This window comes from Salmonella sp. SAL03688, assembly GCF_046551895.1.
GTDB classification, from domain to species: domain Bacteria; phylum Pseudomonadota; class Gammaproteobacteria; order Enterobacterales; family Enterobacteriaceae; genus Salmonella; species Salmonella enterica.
In genome coordinates this window covers 20,475-39,411 of sequence record NZ_JBGDVI010000023.1, presented here as the reverse complement: position 1 = coordinate 39,411, position 18,937 = coordinate 20,475, and the positions used below count along the sequence as shown (strand labels likewise).

Genomic DNA, 18,937 nt, shown 5'->3' with positions numbered 1-18,937 from the left:
TACAGGCGTCATTTTCCTTTTTTGTCCATGAGTCTGCTGGACGCTTTATAGACAACAAAGCCCGGTCTCCCGGGCTCTGAAAGTCAATGCTATATTAGCTGTATGCGTGAAGCGTTCGCTGACAAAGCGCCGAGCGCACGCAGTCGTCTTTGTTGAAATGCACAATCCCTACCATTTCATCTTCTTCAAAGCGTTCCAACGCATCGCTCAACCCGGAACGCACGCCGCGCGGCAGGTCGCATTGCGTAATATCGCCATTGACAATGACCGTGACATTTTCGCCTAGTCGCGTCAAAAACATTTTCATTTGCGCCGCAGTCACATTTTGCGCCTCGTCGAGGATCACGACCGCATTTTCAAAAGTACGCCCACGCATATAGGCGAACGGGGCAATTTCTACCTTACCGATTTCCGGGCGCAAACAATATTGCATAAAGGACGCGCCCAACCGTTTAAGCAGGACATCGTAGACGGGACGAAAATAAGGCGCGAATTTTTCAGCGATATCACCGGGCAAAAAACCAAGATCTTCATCAGCCTGCAATACCGGACGCGTCACAATGATCCTCTCGACGTCCTTATGAATCAATGCTTCTGCCGCCTTTGCCGCACTGATCCATGTTTTTCCACAGCCGGCTTCGCCGGTCGCAAAAATAAGCTGTTTACTGTCGATAGCGTTCAGATAATGCGCCTGTGCTTCATTTCGCGCCTTAACAGGAGAGGTATCGCGACTATCGCGCGCCATGCCAATGGCTTCTACTCCGCCCATCTGTACCAGTGACGTGACCGATTCTTCTTCACGTTGCTTATGACTACGCGAATCTCGTCTCAACACACGCTTTGCTTCACGACGAGCTTTGATCACTGCTTTTTGTCTTCCCATGGATAGCACCTTGAGTTGTAGGTATACATCACCCGCGTTCTCTTGAACGCGATTATGCGCACACACATCTGAGGGTTGGCTTCCTTGTAAGCCTTAGCTTGCTTTTTGAAACGACGCCACACACGGCTACGCGCACCACATATGACGTCATGGGTATGGACAGTAAGAGAAATGATGAGAGCTTTTAAGGTGACAAGACCACCACCGGAGAGAGAATGTCCGTACAGGGTGTTGTAACTACTGTAAACAATGTGTCCTGGTGCGGACATTACCATTCGCGATCTCCATAGTGAGTGACCATCACTGCCGGGGAACTACCGCTATTACTACTAAGTACAACACAAAACATCAATAATGCAACAATATATTCACCAAGTATTAACCAAACATTATTGCGTCATTGTCAGTCTCTTACAGAAAGATTACACGATTATTTCATCGGCAGGAGACTAAAAAAGATAATCATTAGCTACTGCGGGTATTAATGGTGAAACCACCCATAACCCATTGAATATTCAACATATAAAAGGTTAAAATGGAGTAATTAACGAGTCCTCTCTCCCATCGCTAAAACGGCATTATTTATGCAAAATTTTGTGCGGCATACTTACGCCAGTAACGCTGACTCGTTTTAATTTTTGTCATTACTCTATTGCATCAAGGCTATTGGTACCATTAACAGGCGATTTCATATATGGCCAGTTAGTGATTACTCGAGACGTATTACGCCCGCGTTAATGGCGCTCAAGGGCTAAAAATAGTTTGAGAGAGCGTCCTCATTTACCTGAACATCTTCAGTCAATCGGTCCGGGACTTATCAGAGGGCCAGGCAGGCGTATAACGCCGCCTGGTAAAATATGTCCGATAGCAATAATGCTATCGGACATGTCGGTTATTCCGCCTGTAGCTTCGATGGCGGCGCGGAATGATAATGCGCGTCCGCTTTTGCAAAGCGTTCCTGCATCGCTGCTGTCGGCGCTTTGCCAAGCAGGCTAAAGATTACGATCCCCAGGCTGCCGAAAATGAAGCCAGGGATAATCTCATACAGATCCAGCCAGCCATATTGTTTCCAGACGATAACCGTCACCGCGCCAATAATCATTCCCGCCAGCGCGCCGTTACGTGTCATACGCGACCACATCACAGAAAACAGGACAACAGGTCCAAATGCCGCGCCGAATCCAGCCCAGGCGTAGCTCACCAGCCCCAGCACACGGTTATCGGGATTCGCCGCCAGCGCAATGGCGATCAGCGCTACCACCAGCACCATCACTCGCCCTACCCATACCAGCTCTTGCTGGCTGGCGCTTTTACGCAGAAAAGCCTTATATAAATCTTCCGTAATCGCGCTGGAGCATACCAGCAACTGACAGCTCAACGTCGACATCACCGCCGCCAGGATAGCAGACAGCAAAATACCGGCAATCCACGGGTTAAACAGGATCTGCGCCAGTTCAATAAATACGCGTTCTGAGTTTTGGTTCACCGCCCCGGCCAGCGCGGGGTTATTGTTAAAGTACGCAATGCCAAAGAAGCCCACCGCCACCGCGCCCGCCAGACACAGAATCATCCAGGTCATACTGATACGACGCGCATGAACAATACTGTGATGGGAATCCGCCGCCATAAAGCGCGCCAGGATATGCGGCTGACCGAAGTAACCCAGTCCCCAGCCCATCAGAGAAATAATAGCGACAAAATTCAGCCCCTTGAGCATGTCGACATTCTCGATGCTCTTTTGCTTGATCACTTCCAGCGACTCGCTAAAACCGCCTACGCCGACAATAACCATCACCGGCGTCAGGATTAACGCAAAAATCATCAGGCTGGCCTGAACGGTATCCGTCCAGCTAACGGCAAGAAACCCGCCGATAAAGGTATAAATAATGGTTGCCGCGGCCCCCGCCCACAGTGCGGTTTCATAGCTCATACCGAAGGTGCTTTCGAACAGTCGAGCCCCAGCGACAATACCTGACGCGCAATAGATAGTGAAAAACAGCAGAATGACCAGCGCGGAAATAATACGCAGGACTCGGCTCTTATCCTCAAACCGACCGGTAAAATAGTCCGGCAGCGTGAGCGCGTTATTGTTAAATTCGGTATGCACGCGCAGGCGCCCGGCCACCAGCTTCCAGTTAATCCATGCGCCTAACGTCAGGCCAATGGCGATCCAGCTTTCAGAGATCCCCGACAGAAAGATAGCGCCAGGCAGCCCCATTAACAGCCAGCCGCTCATATCCGACGCGCCGGCTGATAAAGCCGTAACAAACGGCCCCAGGCTGCGACCGCCAAGAATATAGTCATCAAAGTTTTTGGTTGAGCGCCAGGCGATAAACCCAATCAATATCATGCCAAAAATATAGACACAGAATGTCACCAACATCGGTGTGCTAATAGCCATCAAGGTTCTCCAAATTTATTTATTGGCACTACCGTAGCGTGCCGTTTTGTACCCTGCCGGAACGTGGCAAGGGTGTTATGTTACCAGGGCGACCGTATCCTGCCGGAAGCGGTGGTTATTCACAATCGATTTAACACACCATTTACATCAAATTTGATTGCATAGGGATACTATTTTTCTCCAGGTTGCACTCTCTCACATTTTTTGCGGTTGCACCTTTTAAAAGTGTTAACTACCGCAGAGAAAATAAATCCAGATGGTTTTCCCCGTCAGACTCCCACTTTCTTTTTTTAACAATTTATTCATTTTTAAGCTTGCAACGCAGGTCACATTTAACGCGGTTGCACAAAGTTGCAACATAGTGGATATTTTCCGCTAACTATTGGTTAGCAGATAGAGCGAATAACAGGAGTAGAGGGTATGGGAACCACCACGATGGGGGTTAAGCTGGACGACGCCACGCGCGAACGGATCAAAATGGCCGCGTCGCGTATCGATCGCACGCCGCACTGGTTAATAAAACAGGCAATCTTTAGCTATCTGGACAAGCTGGAAAATAGCGATACGCTACCGGAGCTACCTGCGCTGTTTGCCGGCGCGGCAAATGAAAGCGAGGAGCCGGTCGCGCCGCAGGATGAGCCGCATCAGCCCTTTTTGGAGTTTGCCGAACAGATTCTTCCCCAATCCGTCTCTCGCGCCGCCATCACCGCCGCCTGGCGCCGCCCGGAAACCGATGCGGTGTCAATGCTAATGGAACAGGCGCGCCTGTCGCCGCCTGTCGCTGAGCAGGCGCATAAACTGGCGTATCAACTGGCGGAGAAATTGCGCAATCAAAAATCCGCCAGCGGTCGCGCGGGTATGGTACAAGGCCTGTTGCAGGAGTTTTCCCTCTCTTCGCAAGAAGGCGTAGCGCTGATGTGTCTGGCGGAAGCGCTGCTGCGTATTCCCGACAAAGCTACGCGCGATGCGTTAATTCGCGACAAAATCAGTAATGGCAACTGGCAGTCGCATATTGGCCGTAGCCCGTCGCTGTTTGTAAACGCCGCCACCTGGGGGCTGCTCTTTACCGGCCGACTGGTCTCAACGCATAACGAAGCCAATCTTTCGCGCTCGCTGAACCGCATTATCGGCAAGAGCGGCGAGCCGTTAATCCGCAAAGGCGTCGACATGGCGATGCGTTTAATGGGCGAGCAGTTCGTGACTGGCGAAACCATTGCTCAGGCGCTGGCGAATGCCCGAAAACTGGAAGAGAAAGGGTTCCGCTATTCTTACGATATGCTGGGCGAAGCCGCGTTAACCGCCGCCGATGCGCAGGCCTATATGGTTTCTTACCAGCAAGCGATTCATGCCATCGGCAAAGCGTCTAACGGTCGCGGTATTTACGAAGGGCCAGGCATCTCGATTAAGCTGTCCGCCCTGCATCCACGCTATAGTCGCGCGCAATACGATCGGGTAATGGAGGAGCTTTATCCACGCCTGAAATCCCTGACGCTGCTGGCGCGCCAGTATGATATCGGTCTCAATATCGACGCCGAAGAGGCGGATCGTCTGGAGATCTCACTCGATCTGCTGGAAAAACTCTGCGTCGAACCCGAACTGGCGGGCTGGAACGGCATTGGCTTTGTGATCCAGGCTTACCAGAAACGCTGCCCGCTGGTCATTGATTATTTAGTCGATCTGGCCTCCCGTAGCCGCCGTCGGCTGATGATTCGTCTGGTGAAAGGCGCCTACTGGGATAGCGAAATCAAACGCGCGCAAATGGAAGGGCTGGAGGGTTATCCGGTTTATACCCGCAAAGTGTATACCGATGTCTCTTATCTGGCCTGCGCGAAAAAATTGCTTGCCGTACCTAATCTGATCTACCCGCAGTTCGCGACCCATAACGCACACACACTGGCAGCGATTTATCATCTGGCCGGGCAAAATTACTATCCGGGTCAGTACGAATTCCAGTGCCTGCACGGCATGGGCGAACCGCTGTATGAACAGGTCACCGGTAAAGTAGCGGACGGAAAACTTAACCGTCCCTGCCGTATTTACGCGCCGGTGGGAACACACGAAACCCTGCTGGCCTATCTGGTACGACGCCTGCTGGAAAACGGCGCCAACACCTCTTTTGTCAACCGCATCGCCGATGCCACCCTACCGCTCGATGAACTGGTGGCCGACCCGGTCGAGGCCGTGGAAAAACTGGCGCAGCAGGAAGGTCAGGCTGGCATACCGCATCCGAAAATTCCGCTGCCGCGCGATCTGTACGGCGAAGGTCGGATAAACTCCGCCGGACTTGATTTAGCGAATGAGCATCGCCTCGCCTCGCTTTCTTCTGCCCTGTTAAGCAACGCCATGCAGAAATGGCAGGCCAAACCTGTGCTGGAACAACCGGTGGCCGACGGTGAGATGACGCCGGTTATCAACCCGGCGGAACCGAAAGATATTGTCGGCTGGGGACGCGAAGCGACAGAAAGCGAGGTTGAACAGGCATTGCAAAACGCGGTCAATCAGGCGCCGGTTTGGTTTGCGACGCCGCCGCAAGAACGCGCCGCTATTTTGCAGCGGGCGGCGGTATTGATGGAAGACCAAATGCAGCAGTTGATTGGCCTGTTGGTGCGTGAAGCGGGGAAAACGTTCAGCAACGCCATTGCCGAAGTGCGCGAAGCGGTAGACTTCCTCCATTATTATGCCGGTCAAGTGCGTGACGATTTCGATAACGAAACGCATCGCCCGTTAGGGCCGGTAGTCTGCATCAGTCCGTGGAACTTCCCGCTGGCCATTTTCACCGGCCAAATCGCCGCCGCGCTGGCGGCAGGTAACAGCGTTCTGGCGAAACCGGCAGAGCAGACATCGCTGATTGCCGCCCAGGGCATTGCCATTTTGCTGGAAGCGGGCGTACCGCCGGGCGTCGTGCAACTGTTGCCGGGACGGGGAGAAACCGTCGGCGCCCAGCTTACCGCCGATGCGCGTGTACGCGGCGTGATGTTTACCGGTTCCACGGAGGTCGCGACGTTGTTGCAGCGCAACATCGCCACGCGTCTTGACGCCCAGGGCCGCCCTATTCCGTTGATTGCGGAAACCGGCGGTATGAACGCTATGATTGTCGACTCTTCCGCGCTCACCGAGCAGGTGGTCGTGGATGTGCTGGCTTCCGCTTTCGACAGCGCCGGACAACGCTGTTCCGCGCTCCGCGTGCTGTGTTTGCAGGACGATATCGCCGAACATACGCTGAAAATGTTACGCGGCGCGATGGCGGAGTGTCGGATGGGGAATCCAGGCCGTCTGACGACCGATATCGGGCCGGTGATCGATAGCGAGGCCAAAGCCAACATTGAACGTCATATCCAGACAATGCGCGCCAAAGGCCGCCCGGTTTTCCAGGCCGCGCGTGAAAACAGCGATGACGCGCAGGAATGGCAGACCGGTACGTTTGTTATGCCCACGCTTATTGAGCTGGAAAACTTCGCAGAACTGGAAAAAGAGGTCTTCGGGCCCGTGCTGCACGTCGTGCGTTATAACCGTAACCAACTGGCGGAGCTTATCGAACAGATTAACGCTTCCGGCTACGGGCTAACGCTGGGCGTACATACCCGTATTGATGAAACCATTGCGCAAGTCACCGGTTCCGCCCATGTCGGCAACCTGTACGTTAACCGTAATATGGTGGGCGCGGTCGTCGGCGTCCAGCCGTTTGGCGGCGAAGGACTGTCCGGCACCGGGCCAAAAGCGGGAGGACCGCTCTATCTCTACCGCCTGCTGGCACACCGCCCGCCCAATGCGCTCAATACGACGCTGACTCGTCAGGATGCGCGTTACCCGGTGGATGCGCAGCTTAAAACCACGCTACTCGCGCCGTTGACCGCCCTGACGCAATGGGCGTCGGATCGTCCGGCGCTACAGACGCTCTGCCGACAATTCGCCGATCTGGCGCAGGCCGGCACGCAGCGCCTGCTACCGGGACCGACCGGCGAGCGTAATACCTGGACGCTGTTGCCGCGTGAACGGGTATTATGCCTGGCTGATGACGAACAGGACGCGTTGACGCAGCTTGCCGCTGTTCTCGCCGTCGGCAGTCAGGCGCTATGGTCAGACGACGCCTTCCACCGCGATCTGGCGAAACGTCTCCCCGCCGCCGTTGCGGCGCGTGTCCAGTTTGCGAAAGCGGAAACGCTGATGGCGCAGCCGTTTGACGCGGTGATTTTCCACGGCGACTCCGACAAGCTGCGAACCGTTTGCGAAGCCGTCGCCGCCCGCGAAGGCGCGATAGTGTCGGTACAGGGGTTCGCCCGCGGCGAAAGCAATATACTGCTGGAACGGCTCTATATTGAACGTTCGCTGAGCGTAAACACTGCCGCCGCTGGCGGTAATGCCAGCCTGATGACAATTGGCTAATACTGTGGTTAATTAAGGCTCCGTCAATGGAGCCTTTTTACTCGCGTCAGAGGACCGTATGAAACGAATTTTCCTTACCTGCGCGGCGTTGTTGTTCAGCAGTCAGGCGTTGGCCGATGAGTGTGCCAGCGCCAGTACGCAGCTGGAAATGAATCGCTGCGCCGCCGCGCAATACCAGGCGGCAGATAAAAAGCTGAACGAAACCTATCAAAGCGCGATTAAGCGTGCGCAACCGCCGCAGCGCGAGCTGTTGCAAAAAGCGCAGGTGGCATGGATTGCACTGCGGGACGCCGATTGCGATCTGATTCGCTCAGGTACGGAGGGCGGCAGCGTGCAACCCATGATCGCCAGCCAGTGCCTGACCGATAAAACGAACGAACGCGAAGCGTTTTTAGCCTCGCTGCTGCAATGTGAAGAGGGTGATTTGAGCTGCCCACTGCCGCCAGCCGGTTAACGCACGCGAATCCCTTCAATAATAATGCGCTGAACGCTTTCGACCGTTTGGTTAAAAAAGGCTTCATCGCGAAGCGTCGCGCCGGTTACCGCCTCAACCTGAGGGGCAAAATCGGCGTAATGTTGCGTGGCGGCCCAAATCATGAAGATCAAATGGTGCGGGGAGACGGGCGCCAGTTTCCCGCTGTGCCCCCATCCGGCAATCAGCGCGGATTTTTCATCTATCAACGCTTTTAGATCGCCGGTCAGTTCCTCCATTAAGAGCGGCGCGCCCGCCAGCATCTCCATGCAGAAGAGCCGCGACGCCTGCGGATAATCACGCGAAACCTCCAGCTTGAGACGGATATACTCTTTGATGGCCTCCAGAGGGGAAAATTCTGCGCGAAACGCCTTGAGCGGCGCCAGCCAGACATCCAGGATCTGTCGCATTACCGCGACATACAGCGCCTCTTTCGAAGGATAATAATAAAGCAGATTGGTTTTGGAGACGCCTGCCCGCTCGGCGACCTGCTCAAGACGCGCGCCATGGATACCATACTGGGAAAAAACAGCAAGCGCGGCGGTTAAGATAAGCTGCCGTTTTGCACCGGTGGCCTGCGAGCGTTTCCCGATTTTTTTCTCTGTGCGTTGCGACATGCGCCCTCTCCTTTTTGTCAGGACGCAAGCATACCAAATCCGGCTTATAAACAAAAAAACCGCCGGAAATCCGGCGGCGGTGGCGCATGACGCTTTTTAGCGTGAAACGCTCAGCGTCTTGCTGTTGTGACGCAGGCTAGCTATTACGGTTACTGCTTTTGCCCCCTTTTTTGCCTGCTTCGGATGCACGCTGCGGGTCATTCTTAAAATTGCCCCCGCTGTGCTGACCACCTTTACGACCTGCTTCTGATGCTCTTTCGCGGTCTTCCGCAAAATTACCGGAACCGCCACGATGGTTTGCCATTACTGACCTCCGTCATAGATTAGACATCATATTGCATAGGTAATGAGGAGTATCTCCTCGCGCAGCGTATGAACGATATCATCAGTAACGCCGCGTAACATTAAGCATAGTGAAAAACGCCGTGGTAGGCCGCTTACCGAAATATTCTGCAACATTAGAAGCCGAATATGCAGAATAATAACCATAAGAAATAAATAAGTTATTCTTATATTTGGGAAAATCAAAGCGCTTAAAAATGTATCATTTTGCAACAAAGGTCGCCAAATTAATTATTGTTATAAATCAAAGAAATGGCGCTGAAATTTGCACTCTTCACAGGAGGGCATATCTTTAAATAGACGTAGCGAATCGCTACACACCTGATTAATCTGAGGAGTAGTACAAATGGCAAAGATTCTGGTGCTCTATTATTCCATGTACGGACACATTGAAACCATGGCGCACGCGGTGGCGGAAGGGGCAAAGAAAGTCGACGGCGCAGAGGTCATTATAAAGCGTGTGCCAGAAACAATGCCGCCTGAAATCTTCGCAAAAGCTGGCGGTAAAACACAAAACGCACCGGTTGCCACCCCACAGGAGCTGGCGGATTACGATGCCATTATTTTTGGTACGCCAACCCGGTTTGGCAATATGTCAGGCCAGATGCGTACCTTCCTGGACCAAACCGGCGGACTGTGGGCATCCGGCGCGCTATACGGCAAGCTCGGCAGCGTGTTCAGTTCTACCGGAACGGGCGGCGGCCAGGAGCAGACCATCACCTCGACCTGGACTACTCTTGCCCATCATGGGATGGTGATCGTCCCGATAGGCTATGCCGCACAGGAACTCTTTGACGTCTCCCAGGTTCGCGGCGGCACGCCTTACGGCGCAACGACTATCGCCGGAGGCGACGGTTCACGTCAACCAAGCCAGGAGGAACTCTCTATCGCTCGCTATCAGGGGGAATACGTCGCCGGTCTGGCAGTCAAACTCAACGGCTAATCTTCAACAGGAGGATTCGAATGCCAACTCAAGAAGCAAAAGCGCACCGCGTCGGCGAATGGGCAAGCCTGCGTAATACGTCGCCGGAAATTGCCGAAGCCATTTTTGAAGTCGCTCACTATGACGAGAAACTGGCAGAAAAAATATGGGAAGAAGGTAGCGATGAGGTGCTGATCAAAGCCTTTGAGAAAACGGACAAAGACTCGCTCTTCTGGGGCGAACAAATCATCGAACGTAAAAACGTATAACACAAACGCCCCCGCCTGCGCGGGGGCATACGGCTATTTTGCGGCAGTGTTCATGACGTTATCAAACTTATCCAGCGGACAGAAGCCGTTCGCATCCACCGGACATCCTTTCAGTTCCAGCGTTACCCTTTGCGCGGGCGATTTAAGCGTTAATGCTTCCGCGTTACGTAACTGCCGGGCGCTCTGGTAGACATACTCAATTTTCATCAAATCCCGGTTAGCGTTGCCGTCATGCCAGCGTTGGAAGACAAGCTGACCGCCAATCGGCGTTCTCTCATACTGGTCATGGAGCTGATAGGGTTTAAAATCCAGGGCCGTCAGCAGCGACGCGATATTGGAATCATGCCCCACCAGCACGGTAACCTTTGGCGCGCTAACGCGATCGGCAACCAGCACCTTATCGATATATTTCACCAGCGGCGCAGCGACATTGCGTGCCACCGTGGGTGAGGTAAACAGGCTGTCCTGGTAGCCGTTTTTCAGTTTTGACAGCACCTTCCACTGCCGATCGGTGTGGATCCCGCCCCAGGCGACCTGATCCATCGGAAACCCTTCGTAATATTGCAGGGTAAACGCGTCCACCAGCGAGTTCCCTACTTTCAGCGGCCCCTGCACGCCAGGCTCTTGCTGATAGTTCGCGCTGAAGGTATCTTTCGCGTCGATTAGCGAACACTGATGCTTCTCTTTGCAGGACGGCGAGTCCTGATAATGCGTTATCTGCTCAAGCAGTTTATAACTCTCATCAAGATGTAGCTGACTACGCGCCTTTTCCATCGCCTGTACGGCCTGTTGCCGGAACGCGGCGGAATCATCGGTAATTACCGGATTGAAGGTAGGGTCCATAGTGCCCATTTTTTCCTGATGATGAACAGGAATATCACAGCCGGGGAAAGCGCCGGTAATGAAAAATTGCGCGGTGGCGACGGTGCGCTGCAAACTATTCGCATAGGCATATACCGTGTCGGGCGCCGGACATTCTCCCGACGGTATCAGCCCCTGCGCGACCAGCCATTCACGTGTGTAGTGTCCCATATAGACTTCCAGCACGCCGCCTTTCGTCGTCAGTTGCCCGCCGGGAACGTCCCACGCCGGCCAGGCGTTCGGCGTCGACTGCGCCAGTACGCTGCCATTATTCGCCAGCGGCGCCCGCAGATTATGGCGGCTCATCATCAGCACCTGTTGTAATTGATAACCCTCCGGCGTTGTCTGCGCCTGTACGGCGGATGACAACAAAACAGCCCCTGCCACAGCAACAGCGAGTAATGATTTTTTCATCCCTATGACCTCTTGTTGTTATCAAATCGTTCTGAGTGTGACAGAAATGGATCATTTTTCCGGGAACGATTTCGCAAAACGGGGGTTTTTCTTACAGTAAACGCGTTAGCGCCGGGAAACCCCGGCGCATATTCAGAACGTTTTTGCCCACCACAGCCGAAGCTTCATGCCCCAATAGCTGGTCCAGCCGCTGGTGGTGAACACAACCCGACCTTGTGAAACCACCACCAGCGTTGGCGTCACGCTGATTTCCCATCCAGCGGATAAGGCGCCGTTAGCATCATTGATGACCGGGAAGTCAACGCCCTTGCGCGCCAGCCAGCGGGCAACCTCAGCGTCATCGCCGGAGCGGAGCGCAACGGTCATGACGTTTTCCCCTTCCGCCGCCAGGCGAGCGACCGCAGGCGTAGTAAAGCGGCATACCCCGCACCAGCTGGCCCAAAAATAGAGCAGTACGGGGCGTTCTTCGCTCAATGTCGCCAGAGTTGTCGACTCTCCCGTCAGCGTACGTAATGGTGTCGCGGCAAACGCCGGAGGCGCCTGCGGCGCGCGCCAGACGTCCATGACCACCATTATCGCGATGAGGAGCGCCAGAAAAACCGCGGCTTCACGCAGCCAACGCCGCAGTTTACCCGCCATTGGCAGCCGCCAGTTTTTCTTTCACCACCGCTTCCAGCGTATCCCAGGGCACTGCGCCCGGAATCAGCTCGTCGCCAATGATCGTCGCTGGCGTTCCTTGCACGCCGACCAGCCTTGCCAACTGCAAATTAGTGCGTATCGTTTCCATGCTTTTTTCATCCAGAGTCACTGGCGTAGCCCCAGCTTTCTGCTGGGCCTGTTTAATACTGTCATCCGTATGGTAACCGCGCTTTTGCATGAGTTTTTCATGTAGCGCGAGGAACTGTTGCGGATGCTCGCGCCAGGTGGTCAGCGCAATACGCGCCGCCAGTATGGAACTCTCTCCTTTAAATGGCAGCGGTTTAATAATGACCGCAACGTCAGGATATTTCTGCACAATCTTTTCCAGCATCGGATCGAGCTGTTTGCAGTACGGGCAGTTGTAATCCGTAAAGTTCACCAGCGTCAGCTTAGGGTGTTTAGCGCCTATCCGCGGGCTGGCAGGATCGTTAAACAACGCCGCATGGATCAGATTTTCAATCTGCTTTTCCTGATCCGGCGTAAAAGGAGCGGTTTCTTGCGCGATGCTCAGCGTCGAAAACAGCGCCAGCAGCAAAACAATCATGTATTTCATTGGGTTATTCCTTTCGCTTTTTTCAACGTTTGTAATACCGCATCGCGGGTCAGCAAAGTGGGCAATGCCTCCCCTTCCGGCAAGCCGGGGCCATATACCTGATTAAACGGCACGGCGACCTGGCCACGCGTTTTCAGAAAATCTGTAATGGCATCGGACGGCAGCGTCCAGTCTCCCCGCAGCGCCACAACATCCGGCTGTTGCAAGGCAGCCTGTACATCCTCTTTTTGCAGGACGTTGTATTTATTCACTTTACAGGTAATACACCAGTCCGCAGTGACATCGACAAATACCCGCTTATGCTGCGCCAGCGCCGACTGGATTGCCTGTTCACTCAACGGTTGCCACTGAACCGTGTCTTGCGCGCTCTTTGACGCAGTGAAGCCGAAATGCGGCAGGAGTAACGTCGCCAGCCAGATAGCCGACCCCAGCATCATCAGACCGAGGATCCTGCGCAGGACATTCATCCAGCGCCCGGGGCGCGGTAAACGTAGCGCAAGCCCTGGTCGTAGCGCGACCAGTAGCCACGGCGCGCTCATTCCCAGGCCAAGCGCAAGGAACAGCCCCCACAGCGTCGGCAGCGACGCCGTGAGCGCCACCGCGACCGCCGTGCCCAGAAACGGCGCGCTACAAGGCGTCGCCAGCAGCGTGGCGAATGCCCCCTGCCAGAAATGTCCCGACATACCGTTACCGCCGTAAGTGGCCAGTTTCGTGGTCATAGATGAGGGAAGCCTGAACTCAAAAAGCCCGAACAGGCTGGCGCTAAACAACAACATAACCAGCGCCATAAAACCAATAAACCATGCATTCTGGAACTGGACTCCCCAGGCCAGCGCATGGTTTGACAGGCGAAGGAGGGTCATAAACGCCGCCAGCGCCATAAATGACGCAATGATACCGGCGACCGAAGCCAAAAATTGTCGCCTGATGTGAGAGCGGCTTTTTTCCTCTACCAATAAAATAGAGCCAAGTTTCATGCCCAGAACCGGCAGTACGCAGGGCATTAAATTAAGAATCAGTCCGCCGATCAGCGCCATCATTACAACTTGCCAGAAAGGTAGCGCCGCATTGTCCGGCGTTTGCGCTGGCGCAGCGCCAATGGTTTGCGTGCTCTCCTGGGCGATAGCGCCATCGGCTAACACGAGGGTCAGCGATTTGTTGCGCAAATCGGGCGCCTTTTCGCCCCAACTGTCCATCACCGGCACCGTCGCCTGTAACCTGTCGCCCTCTACGCGCAGGCGAGGCTTCGCAAAATCGACGTCATCTACGGTGTCAAGATAGAGCCCGGGCGATGACCAGCCCGCCGCTCGCGTAGCAGTGACCACCAGTTCTCCCGGGCGATAGCCGACCTCAAGCGAGTCCGTCAGTCCACTGCGGAGCGGAACTTTACCCATCGCCCGCGCATAGTCATGGGCAAAATCGGCATTCTGCACAGTAGGCGTCACGGAAAAGGGGTAATCGGTCAACAGACAAACATTGCTGCAGGTTGATAACGTCAACACGCCGCTCAAGGTCGCGGGCGGCGTACCGCGCACGATCATCGGAAAGGTCACCTCGTCGTGATATCCCTGGGTGGTGATATTCGCCACATCAAAGCGCGAGGGGGTTGGCCAGAACCAGCTTACCTCAGGCATGTCGCCTTTCCAGGCGATAGAGGGCGCCACGCCCCCTTCCCCCGGCGCACGCCAGTAGGTTTTCCAGCCGTTTTCCAGTTTGACATCCAGCAACAGCCGGGTCTCACCGTTAGCGGACGTATCGGCACGTAGCCGTATACTGGCATGGTCGTTATCGGGCGAACGCAGCCAGCCGCTTTCCGCCGCCCAGGAGACGGGCAGCCAAAGCCATAACAGGCAGAACAGTATCCGCCTGAACAAAATCATCATATTTTTTCTCCGTGAATGAGTAATTAACCGTTAGTAATAACCGGTCTGTCATTCACGGAAGACACAAAATCGTAGATGTACCCGTAATGTGGGCGGCGAAATAGCCCGTGGAGGCGAAAACGGCAGGCGCATGCCCCGGACAGGCGCCAGTAAGGAAAGCAGTAGACAAAGCGCAAGGATAGCGCCTTCAAAGAGTACCGGAGGCGCCGCCAGCAGCGACTTGGCGCTTAATTCACAGGGAGTGACCGGCGAGCCGTCATCTGTCGAGGAGGGAGCGCTGACCACCGCAGCAGAGGCCGTCGCCTGCATCTGCAAGGCGTGCAGGCCCGCCATGCGTTGCGCGGTACAAACCATTACCACGACACATGCAAGGCAAAGAAACCACCAGCCCATCCGTTGTTGTTTCGCCATTGCGCCCTCACTGTTTAACGCGAGTTATCTTAGCCACTGGCGCGGTTTTGGCAACCTTTCCCCTGTAAAGTTATGTCGGCGCGCTGCGCAACCTTCTGATAGTCGAACAACGTAATTTATTCTTACTAATGATATAACTGGTGTTTTCATACGCACTTTTCAGGTTTACCCTACACTTAGTGGAGAAACCTTTTTGGGGTCCCTTCTGTATGTATTGATTTAGCGAGATGATGCTATGGAACTTAAGGATTATTACGCCATTATGGGCGTGAAACCGACGGACGATCTCAAGACGATTAAGACCGCCTATCGCCGACTGGCCCGCAAGTACCATCCAGATGTCAGCAAAGAACCCGATGCCGAAGCCCGTTTCAAAGAGGTTGCTGAAGCATGGGAAGTGCTGAGTGATGAGCAACGGCGCGCCGAGTATGACCAGTTATGGCAACACCGTAACGATCCACAATTTAATCGCCAGTTCCAGCAACACGAAGGCCAGCCGTATAACGCCGAAGATTTTGATGATATTTTCTCGTCTATTTTTGGTCAGCACGGTCGCCATTCGCACCACCGCCACGCCGCACGCGGTCATGATATCGAAATTGAAGTGGCGGTATTCCTGGAAGAAACGCTGGAAGAGCACCAGCGTACGATTAGCTATTCCGTCCCCGTTTATAACGCGTTCGGCCTGGTGGAGCGGGAAATTCCCAAAACATTGAATGTGAAAATCCCGGCTGGCGTCAGCAACGGGCAACGAATCAGACTGAAAGGCCAGGGCACGCCGGGGGAAAACGGCGGACCTAATGGCGATTTATGGCTCGTTATCCATATTGCCCCGCATCCGCTCTTTGATATTGTCAATCAGGATCTGGAAGTCGTCCTTCCGCTTGCCCCATGGGAGGCGGCGCTCGGCGCTAAGGTGTCTGTGCCAACGCTTAAAGAGCGTATTTTGCTGACCATTCCCCCCGGCAGCCAGGCTGGTCAGCGGCTGCGTATCAAAGGAAAAGGATTATCCAGTAAAAAGCACACTGGCGATCTCTATGCCATCATCAAAATCGTTATGCCGCCGAAACCTGACGAGAAAACAGCTGCCCTGTGGCAACAACTGGCGGACGCGCAGTCGTCCTTTGACCCACGCCAGCAATGGGGGAAAGCATAATGGCTAACATCACTGTCACCTTTACCATCACCGAATTTTGTTTGCACACCGGCGTGACGGAAGAGGAGCTAAACGAAATCGTCGGACTTGGCGTAATTGAGCCTTACGAAGACGATAACGCCGACTGGCAATTCGACGATCGCGCAGCGAGCGTGGTACAACGCGCGCTACGCTTACGCGAGGAGCTGGCGCTCGACTGGCCTGGGATCGCGGTCGCGTTAACGCTGCTGGAAGAGAATTCACGGCTGCGCGAAGAAAACCGGTTACTGCTGCAACGCCTTTCTCGCTTTATCTCGCATCCCTAATCCACGATAAAGGCAATAAACCGAGGGTGGGCTTTCTGCCCACCCCGGATTTACATGCACCCGATATAATACCAGAATGCCTCTGACATACTTCCCCCAACGGAAGAAATATAGCCTTTCACCGCGCACAACCCGATCAACGAACCGCCAATGTCAGCCATTAATGCGCCATTGCGAAGATCATCGTTTAAATAAAGACCAGCCACACGTTCACATTTTTTAGATACGTCGGTTATTTTTACACGTTAGCGATCATTTATTGCCTGAAGAATATATTCTTTCACTGTTTTGTACTCTCTGGTTGATACGTACCTTCTCCCTGTCAATGCCGGGTAAAATGTACCGCTGCGCTTACAGGTTGCGGTATTTATAAATAAGAAATACAACAGTCACTTACAGTTTAATAATTGAGCGTTATAACATCCACTACCGCCCAATATTTACACCAAGCCTAAAATACAAAAATGTAATAGAATGTAAACAAAATAAGAGCATAAAATAAATAACTTATTAAAAAATCAATATAAATAGAGTGGTCAATAAAAAACGATCGTTTTCAACGAGTTATGTTTCTCAGATTTTCATCTATCCTGAATAGGCTTGCGGAAAATGTAATTTACACCATTGACTATTTCACTTAAAAGGTTTCTGTAATGGAATGGAAGGTCGTTGATACAGTTATAAGTCCCTCTACCGGAGTGTCGTTCTCATGCATACATAGCCTAAAAAATCTTAGATTGACCTTATGGTATCAGGCAGATGTTTACATGCCTCCAGGTAGCATTATCATCCCCTTTAATAAGGGGGTCTTAATAAACGATAAACTTTATCCCGTTACTGTTTACAACGTTACCAGGTTTAATCCTGTTCTATGGAAATCGCTTAAAGAAAATAGCCACTGTCCTGGTAACTGCAATCCTAAACCAGAAGCCTGCAGTTATCCTTTCGAGTGTCTGGTATCCGTTTGCCCATTTGGTTTAACCAGAAATATTCAAATAGATAATAAGAAAGTTTAGGAAATAAAGTATGCATTAGCCATACTACTGATTAAGTGTATTCGCGCACGTTTGCAGTATTTTGCAGTTAAATATGTTTGATATAAAAATTGTACAGTTCGGATATTTTTTAATTCGTTTAATCTAACCTTCACTTTGGCAACGAGGAGCCGGTACAGAGGATATTACTGATGGCCGGCAGACAAAGAAACGCATTGCTTTTAACACTGTATAAATTCCATCCGTGACATTCTTATTTAGTGATATTTCACCAGAGCAATCATCTTACCTTTATTGTGCATAAAAATCAGCAAGTAGTGTTTAGAAAAAATAATGTTTTAGACAAAAGCTCTGCGCGTCATGCTGATCGCCAAAAGCATAACGGGCTGACATCATGTCAGCCCGTGGGTTTACCCCTGCCCTGATACTTACGGTACGCTTATCGTCATATTGTCATGACCGACAATGACAGGGCCCGGGTAATTTTTCATGGCTTCCTGTTGCCAGACGTCATCCGCAACCGTCGCAGGCACCAGATGACTTAACACCAGTTTTTTCACGTGGGCCTCGCGAGCAATCTTACCGACATCTTCAATCGTGGTGTGATGCGACGCAATCGCTTCAGCCAGCGTTTTTCCGTTGCCAATACTATTAGCCAGTTTTGCTACCGAAGGGACATGTACCGCCTCATGTACCAGGATATCCGCCCCTTGGGCAAACGTTGCAAGCGGCGGAAACCAGGACGTATCGCCAGAGAAGACGATTCGCTTACCCTGGGTATCAAAACGGTAAGCAAACGCTTCACCGTCCGGGAAAGGGGAATGAGGCACTTTTAGCGCGCTTATTGTGACCAGTTCATCTTTATAGATGACGCCCTGGCCAATATCGGTCGCCTTAACCAGGTTGCGCGGATCGGGTTTCCCCTCTTCTTCCATGCGTAGCGTGATATCCCTGTCAAAGACCTTCCAGCTAGCCTTCGTCATCGCCTGGGTTCCCGGCGGGCCATACACCTGTATGGTATGGTCTTTCAGACCACTTGCCCAGGCATTCATCAGCAAGGAAGGATAATCCAGTATGTGGTCGCTGTGCAGATGGGTGAGCAAAATAGTATTGATGTTGCGCAGTGGAATGCCGTTTTTCACCAGTTGCAGACTGGCGCCGTAGCCGGCATCTATCAGCCATATTTTATCGCCGATAGTGAGCGCCGTCGCTTGCGGTAGTCTGGCTGTATTGAGCAAAGAAGGCCCGCCTTTGGTGCCCAGTAAAACAATGTTGATCTCTTGAGGCGCAGGAGCACCGGCAGCAATGGCAAGGTGGCTTTGCGCCAGCATACAAACCGCCAGCATAGCGACGCTTTTTTTCATCATGTTT

General features: G+C 53.1%; 17 protein-coding genes. 7 read left to right on the top strand and 10 right to left on the bottom strand.

All coding sequences use genetic code 11. The annotated features are described in order from the left end of the window. Positions 1-94: 94 nt before the first annotated feature. Positions 95-883 carry a phosphate starvation-inducible protein PhoH gene (gene phoH, locus ACLJR2_RS19570; RefSeq protein WP_000533527.1) on the bottom strand — a complete coding sequence of 263 codons (789 nt, stop codon included), beginning with the start codon at positions 881-883 and terminating at the stop codon, positions 95-97. Positions 884-1,775: 892 nt separating this feature from the next. Beyond that, entirely contained in the window at positions 1,776-3,284 is a 1,509-nt protein-coding gene (putP, locus tag ACLJR2_RS19565; RefSeq protein ID WP_001018463.1) for a sodium/proline symporter PutP, read from the bottom strand. A gap of 420 nt (positions 3,285-3,704) precedes the next feature. Between putP and putA the strand changes: the two genes are divergently transcribed. Continuing rightward, a complete protein-coding gene (gene putA, locus ACLJR2_RS19560; RefSeq protein ID WP_000537510.1) occupies positions 3,705-7,667 on the top strand; it encodes a trifunctional transcriptional regulator/proline dehydrogenase/L-glutamate gamma-semialdehyde dehydrogenase in 3,963 nt (1,320 codons plus the stop codon). 58 nt (positions 7,668-7,725) lie between these two features. Beyond that, the gene (locus ACLJR2_RS19555) at positions 7,726-8,121 is read left to right on the top strand and encodes a lysozyme inhibitor LprI family protein (RefSeq protein ID WP_000821061.1); all 396 of its coding nucleotides are present in this window, start codon (positions 7,726-7,728) and stop codon (positions 8,119-8,121) included. Here the strand turns inward: ACLJR2_RS19555 and rutR are convergent. Together rutR and ACLJR2_RS19545 are read right to left on the bottom strand one after the other, a co-directional pair. After that, positions 8,118-8,756: an HTH-type transcriptional regulator RutR gene (gene rutR / locus ACLJR2_RS19550; RefSeq protein WP_001534610.1), complete on the bottom strand. Its 639-nt coding sequence runs from the start codon at positions 8,754-8,756 to the stop codon at positions 8,118-8,120. The two genes, ACLJR2_RS19555 and rutR, sit on opposite strands and share 4 nt — an antisense overlap. A gap of 136 nt (positions 8,757-8,892) precedes the next feature. After that, complete coding sequence (locus tag ACLJR2_RS19545; RefSeq protein WP_001273663.1) at positions 8,893-9,060, bottom strand: general stress protein; 168 nt, start codon at positions 9,058-9,060, stop codon at positions 8,893-8,895. A 384-nt stretch (positions 9,061-9,444) separates the two neighbouring features. Here ACLJR2_RS19545 and wrbA point away from each other — a divergent pair, with 384 nt between their 5' ends. Together wrbA and ACLJR2_RS19535 are read left to right on the top strand one after the other, a co-directional pair. Further along, positions 9,445-10,041, top strand: coding sequence for an NAD(P)H:quinone oxidoreductase (wrbA, locus tag ACLJR2_RS19540; protein ID WP_001062898.1), 597 nt, complete (start codon positions 9,445-9,447; stop codon positions 10,039-10,041). Between the two features lie 20 nt (positions 10,042-10,061). Next, positions 10,062-10,289 carry a YccJ family protein gene (locus ACLJR2_RS19535; protein WP_001143125.1) on the top strand — a complete coding sequence of 76 codons (228 nt, stop codon included), beginning with the start codon at positions 10,062-10,064 and terminating at the stop codon, positions 10,287-10,289. Positions 10,290-10,322: 33 nt separating this feature from the next. On the opposite strand, the gene agp is transcribed toward ACLJR2_RS19535, so the two are convergent. The 5 genes from agp to ACLJR2_RS19510 all read right to left on the bottom strand — a co-directional run bounded on the left by agp (position 10,323) and on the right by ACLJR2_RS19510 (position 15,110). Beyond that, on the bottom strand, positions 10,323-11,564 hold the full coding sequence (agp, locus tag ACLJR2_RS19530) for a bifunctional glucose-1-phosphatase/inositol phosphatase (RefSeq protein ID WP_000749201.1): 1,242 nt from the start codon (positions 11,562-11,564) through the stop codon (positions 10,323-10,325). Positions 11,565-11,696: 132 nt separating this feature from the next. Next, positions 11,697-12,203: a protein disulfide oxidoreductase gene (locus ACLJR2_RS19525; RefSeq protein WP_000907528.1), complete on the bottom strand. Its 507-nt coding sequence runs from the start codon at positions 12,201-12,203 to the stop codon at positions 11,697-11,699. Beyond that, positions 12,193-12,816 (bottom strand): DsbA family protein, encoded by a 624-nt coding sequence (locus ACLJR2_RS19520; protein ID WP_000876685.1) that lies wholly within the window; start codon positions 12,814-12,816, stop codon positions 12,193-12,195. Before ACLJR2_RS19520 ends, ACLJR2_RS19525 begins: the two co-directional genes overlap by 11 nt. Next, entirely contained in the window at positions 12,813-14,699 is a 1,887-nt protein-coding gene (locus tag ACLJR2_RS19515) for a protein-disulfide reductase DsbD family protein (RefSeq protein ID WP_000972973.1), read from the bottom strand. Before ACLJR2_RS19515 ends, ACLJR2_RS19520 begins: the two co-directional genes overlap by 4 nt. A gap of 48 nt (positions 14,700-14,747) precedes the next feature. Then, complete coding sequence (locus ACLJR2_RS19510) at positions 14,748-15,110, bottom strand: hypothetical protein (RefSeq protein ID WP_001118900.1); 363 nt, start codon at positions 15,108-15,110, stop codon at positions 14,748-14,750. A gap of 235 nt (positions 15,111-15,345) precedes the next feature. Between ACLJR2_RS19510 and cbpA the strand changes: the two genes are divergently transcribed. From cbpA to ACLJR2_RS19495, 3 genes are all read left to right on the top strand, one after another. Continuing rightward, positions 15,346-16,266: a curved DNA-binding protein gene (gene cbpA, locus ACLJR2_RS19505; RefSeq protein ID WP_000420605.1), complete on the top strand. Its 921-nt coding sequence runs from the start codon at positions 15,346-15,348 to the stop codon at positions 16,264-16,266. Then, on the top strand, positions 16,266-16,571 hold the full coding sequence (cbpM, locus tag ACLJR2_RS19500) for a chaperone modulator CbpM (RefSeq protein WP_001284251.1): 306 nt from the start codon (positions 16,266-16,268) through the stop codon (positions 16,569-16,571). The genes cbpA and cbpM overlap by 1 nt, the downstream gene beginning before the upstream one ends. A gap of 653 nt (positions 16,572-17,224) precedes the next feature. Beyond that, the gene (locus ACLJR2_RS19495; protein ID WP_001537781.1) at positions 17,225-17,587 is read left to right on the top strand and encodes an anti-adapter protein IraM; all 363 of its coding nucleotides are present in this window, start codon (positions 17,225-17,227) and stop codon (positions 17,585-17,587) included. A gap of 407 nt (positions 17,588-17,994) precedes the next feature. Here ACLJR2_RS19495 and ACLJR2_RS19490 read toward each other — a convergent pair whose 3' ends face one another. After that, positions 17,995-18,933: an MBL fold metallo-hydrolase gene (locus tag ACLJR2_RS19490; RefSeq protein ID WP_000976557.1), complete on the bottom strand. Its 939-nt coding sequence runs from the start codon at positions 18,931-18,933 to the stop codon at positions 17,995-17,997. Positions 18,934-18,937 lie beyond the last annotated feature (4 nt).

Bases quoted from the DNA above. Each gene is read 5' to 3' on its own strand.
- ACLJR2_RS19495 (WP_001537781.1), top strand. From the start codon at position 17,225: ATGGAATGGAAGGTCGTTGATACAGTTATAAGTCCCTCTACCGGAGTG.
- phoH (WP_000533527.1), bottom strand. From the start codon at position 883: ATGGGAAGACAAAAAGCAGTGATCAAAGCTCGTCGTGAAGCAAAGCGT.
- wrbA (WP_001062898.1), top strand. From the start codon at position 9,445: ATGGCAAAGATTCTGGTGCTCTATTATTCCATGTACGGACACATTGAA.
- ACLJR2_RS19535 (WP_001143125.1), top strand. From the start codon at position 10,062: ATGCCAACTCAAGAAGCAAAAGCGCACCGCGTCGGCGAATGGGCAAGC.
- agp (WP_000749201.1), bottom strand. From the start codon at position 11,564: ATGAAAAAATCATTACTCGCTGTTGCTGTGGCAGGGGCTGTTTTGTTG.
- cbpA (WP_000420605.1), top strand. From the start codon at position 15,346: ATGGAACTTAAGGATTATTACGCCATTATGGGCGTGAAACCGACGGAC.
- rutR (WP_001534610.1), bottom strand. From the start codon at position 8,756: ATGTCGCAACGCACAGAGAAAAAAATCGGGAAACGCTCGCAGGCCACC.
- ACLJR2_RS19525 (WP_000907528.1), bottom strand. From the start codon at position 12,203: ATGGCGGGTAAACTGCGGCGTTGGCTGCGTGAAGCCGCGGTTTTTCTG.
- putA (WP_000537510.1), top strand. From the start codon at position 3,705: ATGGGAACCACCACGATGGGGGTTAAGCTGGACGACGCCACGCGCGAA.
- ACLJR2_RS19510 (WP_001118900.1), bottom strand. From the start codon at position 15,110: ATGGCGAAACAACAACGGATGGGCTGGTGGTTTCTTTGCCTTGCATGT.
- ACLJR2_RS19515 (WP_000972973.1), bottom strand. From the start codon at position 14,699: ATGATGATTTTGTTCAGGCGGATACTGTTCTGCCTGTTATGGCTTTGG.
- cbpM (WP_001284251.1), top strand. From the start codon at position 16,266: ATGGCTAACATCACTGTCACCTTTACCATCACCGAATTTTGTTTGCAC.
- ACLJR2_RS19490 (WP_000976557.1), bottom strand. From the start codon at position 18,933: ATGATGAAAAAAAGCGTCGCTATGCTGGCGGTTTGTATGCTGGCGCAA.
- ACLJR2_RS19545 (WP_001273663.1), bottom strand. From the start codon at position 9,060: ATGGCAAACCATCGTGGCGGTTCCGGTAATTTTGCGGAAGACCGCGAA.
- ACLJR2_RS19520 (WP_000876685.1), bottom strand. From the start codon at position 12,816: ATGAAATACATGATTGTTTTGCTGCTGGCGCTGTTTTCGACGCTGAGC.
- putP (WP_001018463.1), bottom strand. From the start codon at position 3,284: ATGGCTATTAGCACACCGATGTTGGTGACATTCTGTGTCTATATTTTT.
- ACLJR2_RS19555 (WP_000821061.1), top strand. From the start codon at position 7,726: ATGAAACGAATTTTCCTTACCTGCGCGGCGTTGTTGTTCAGCAGTCAG.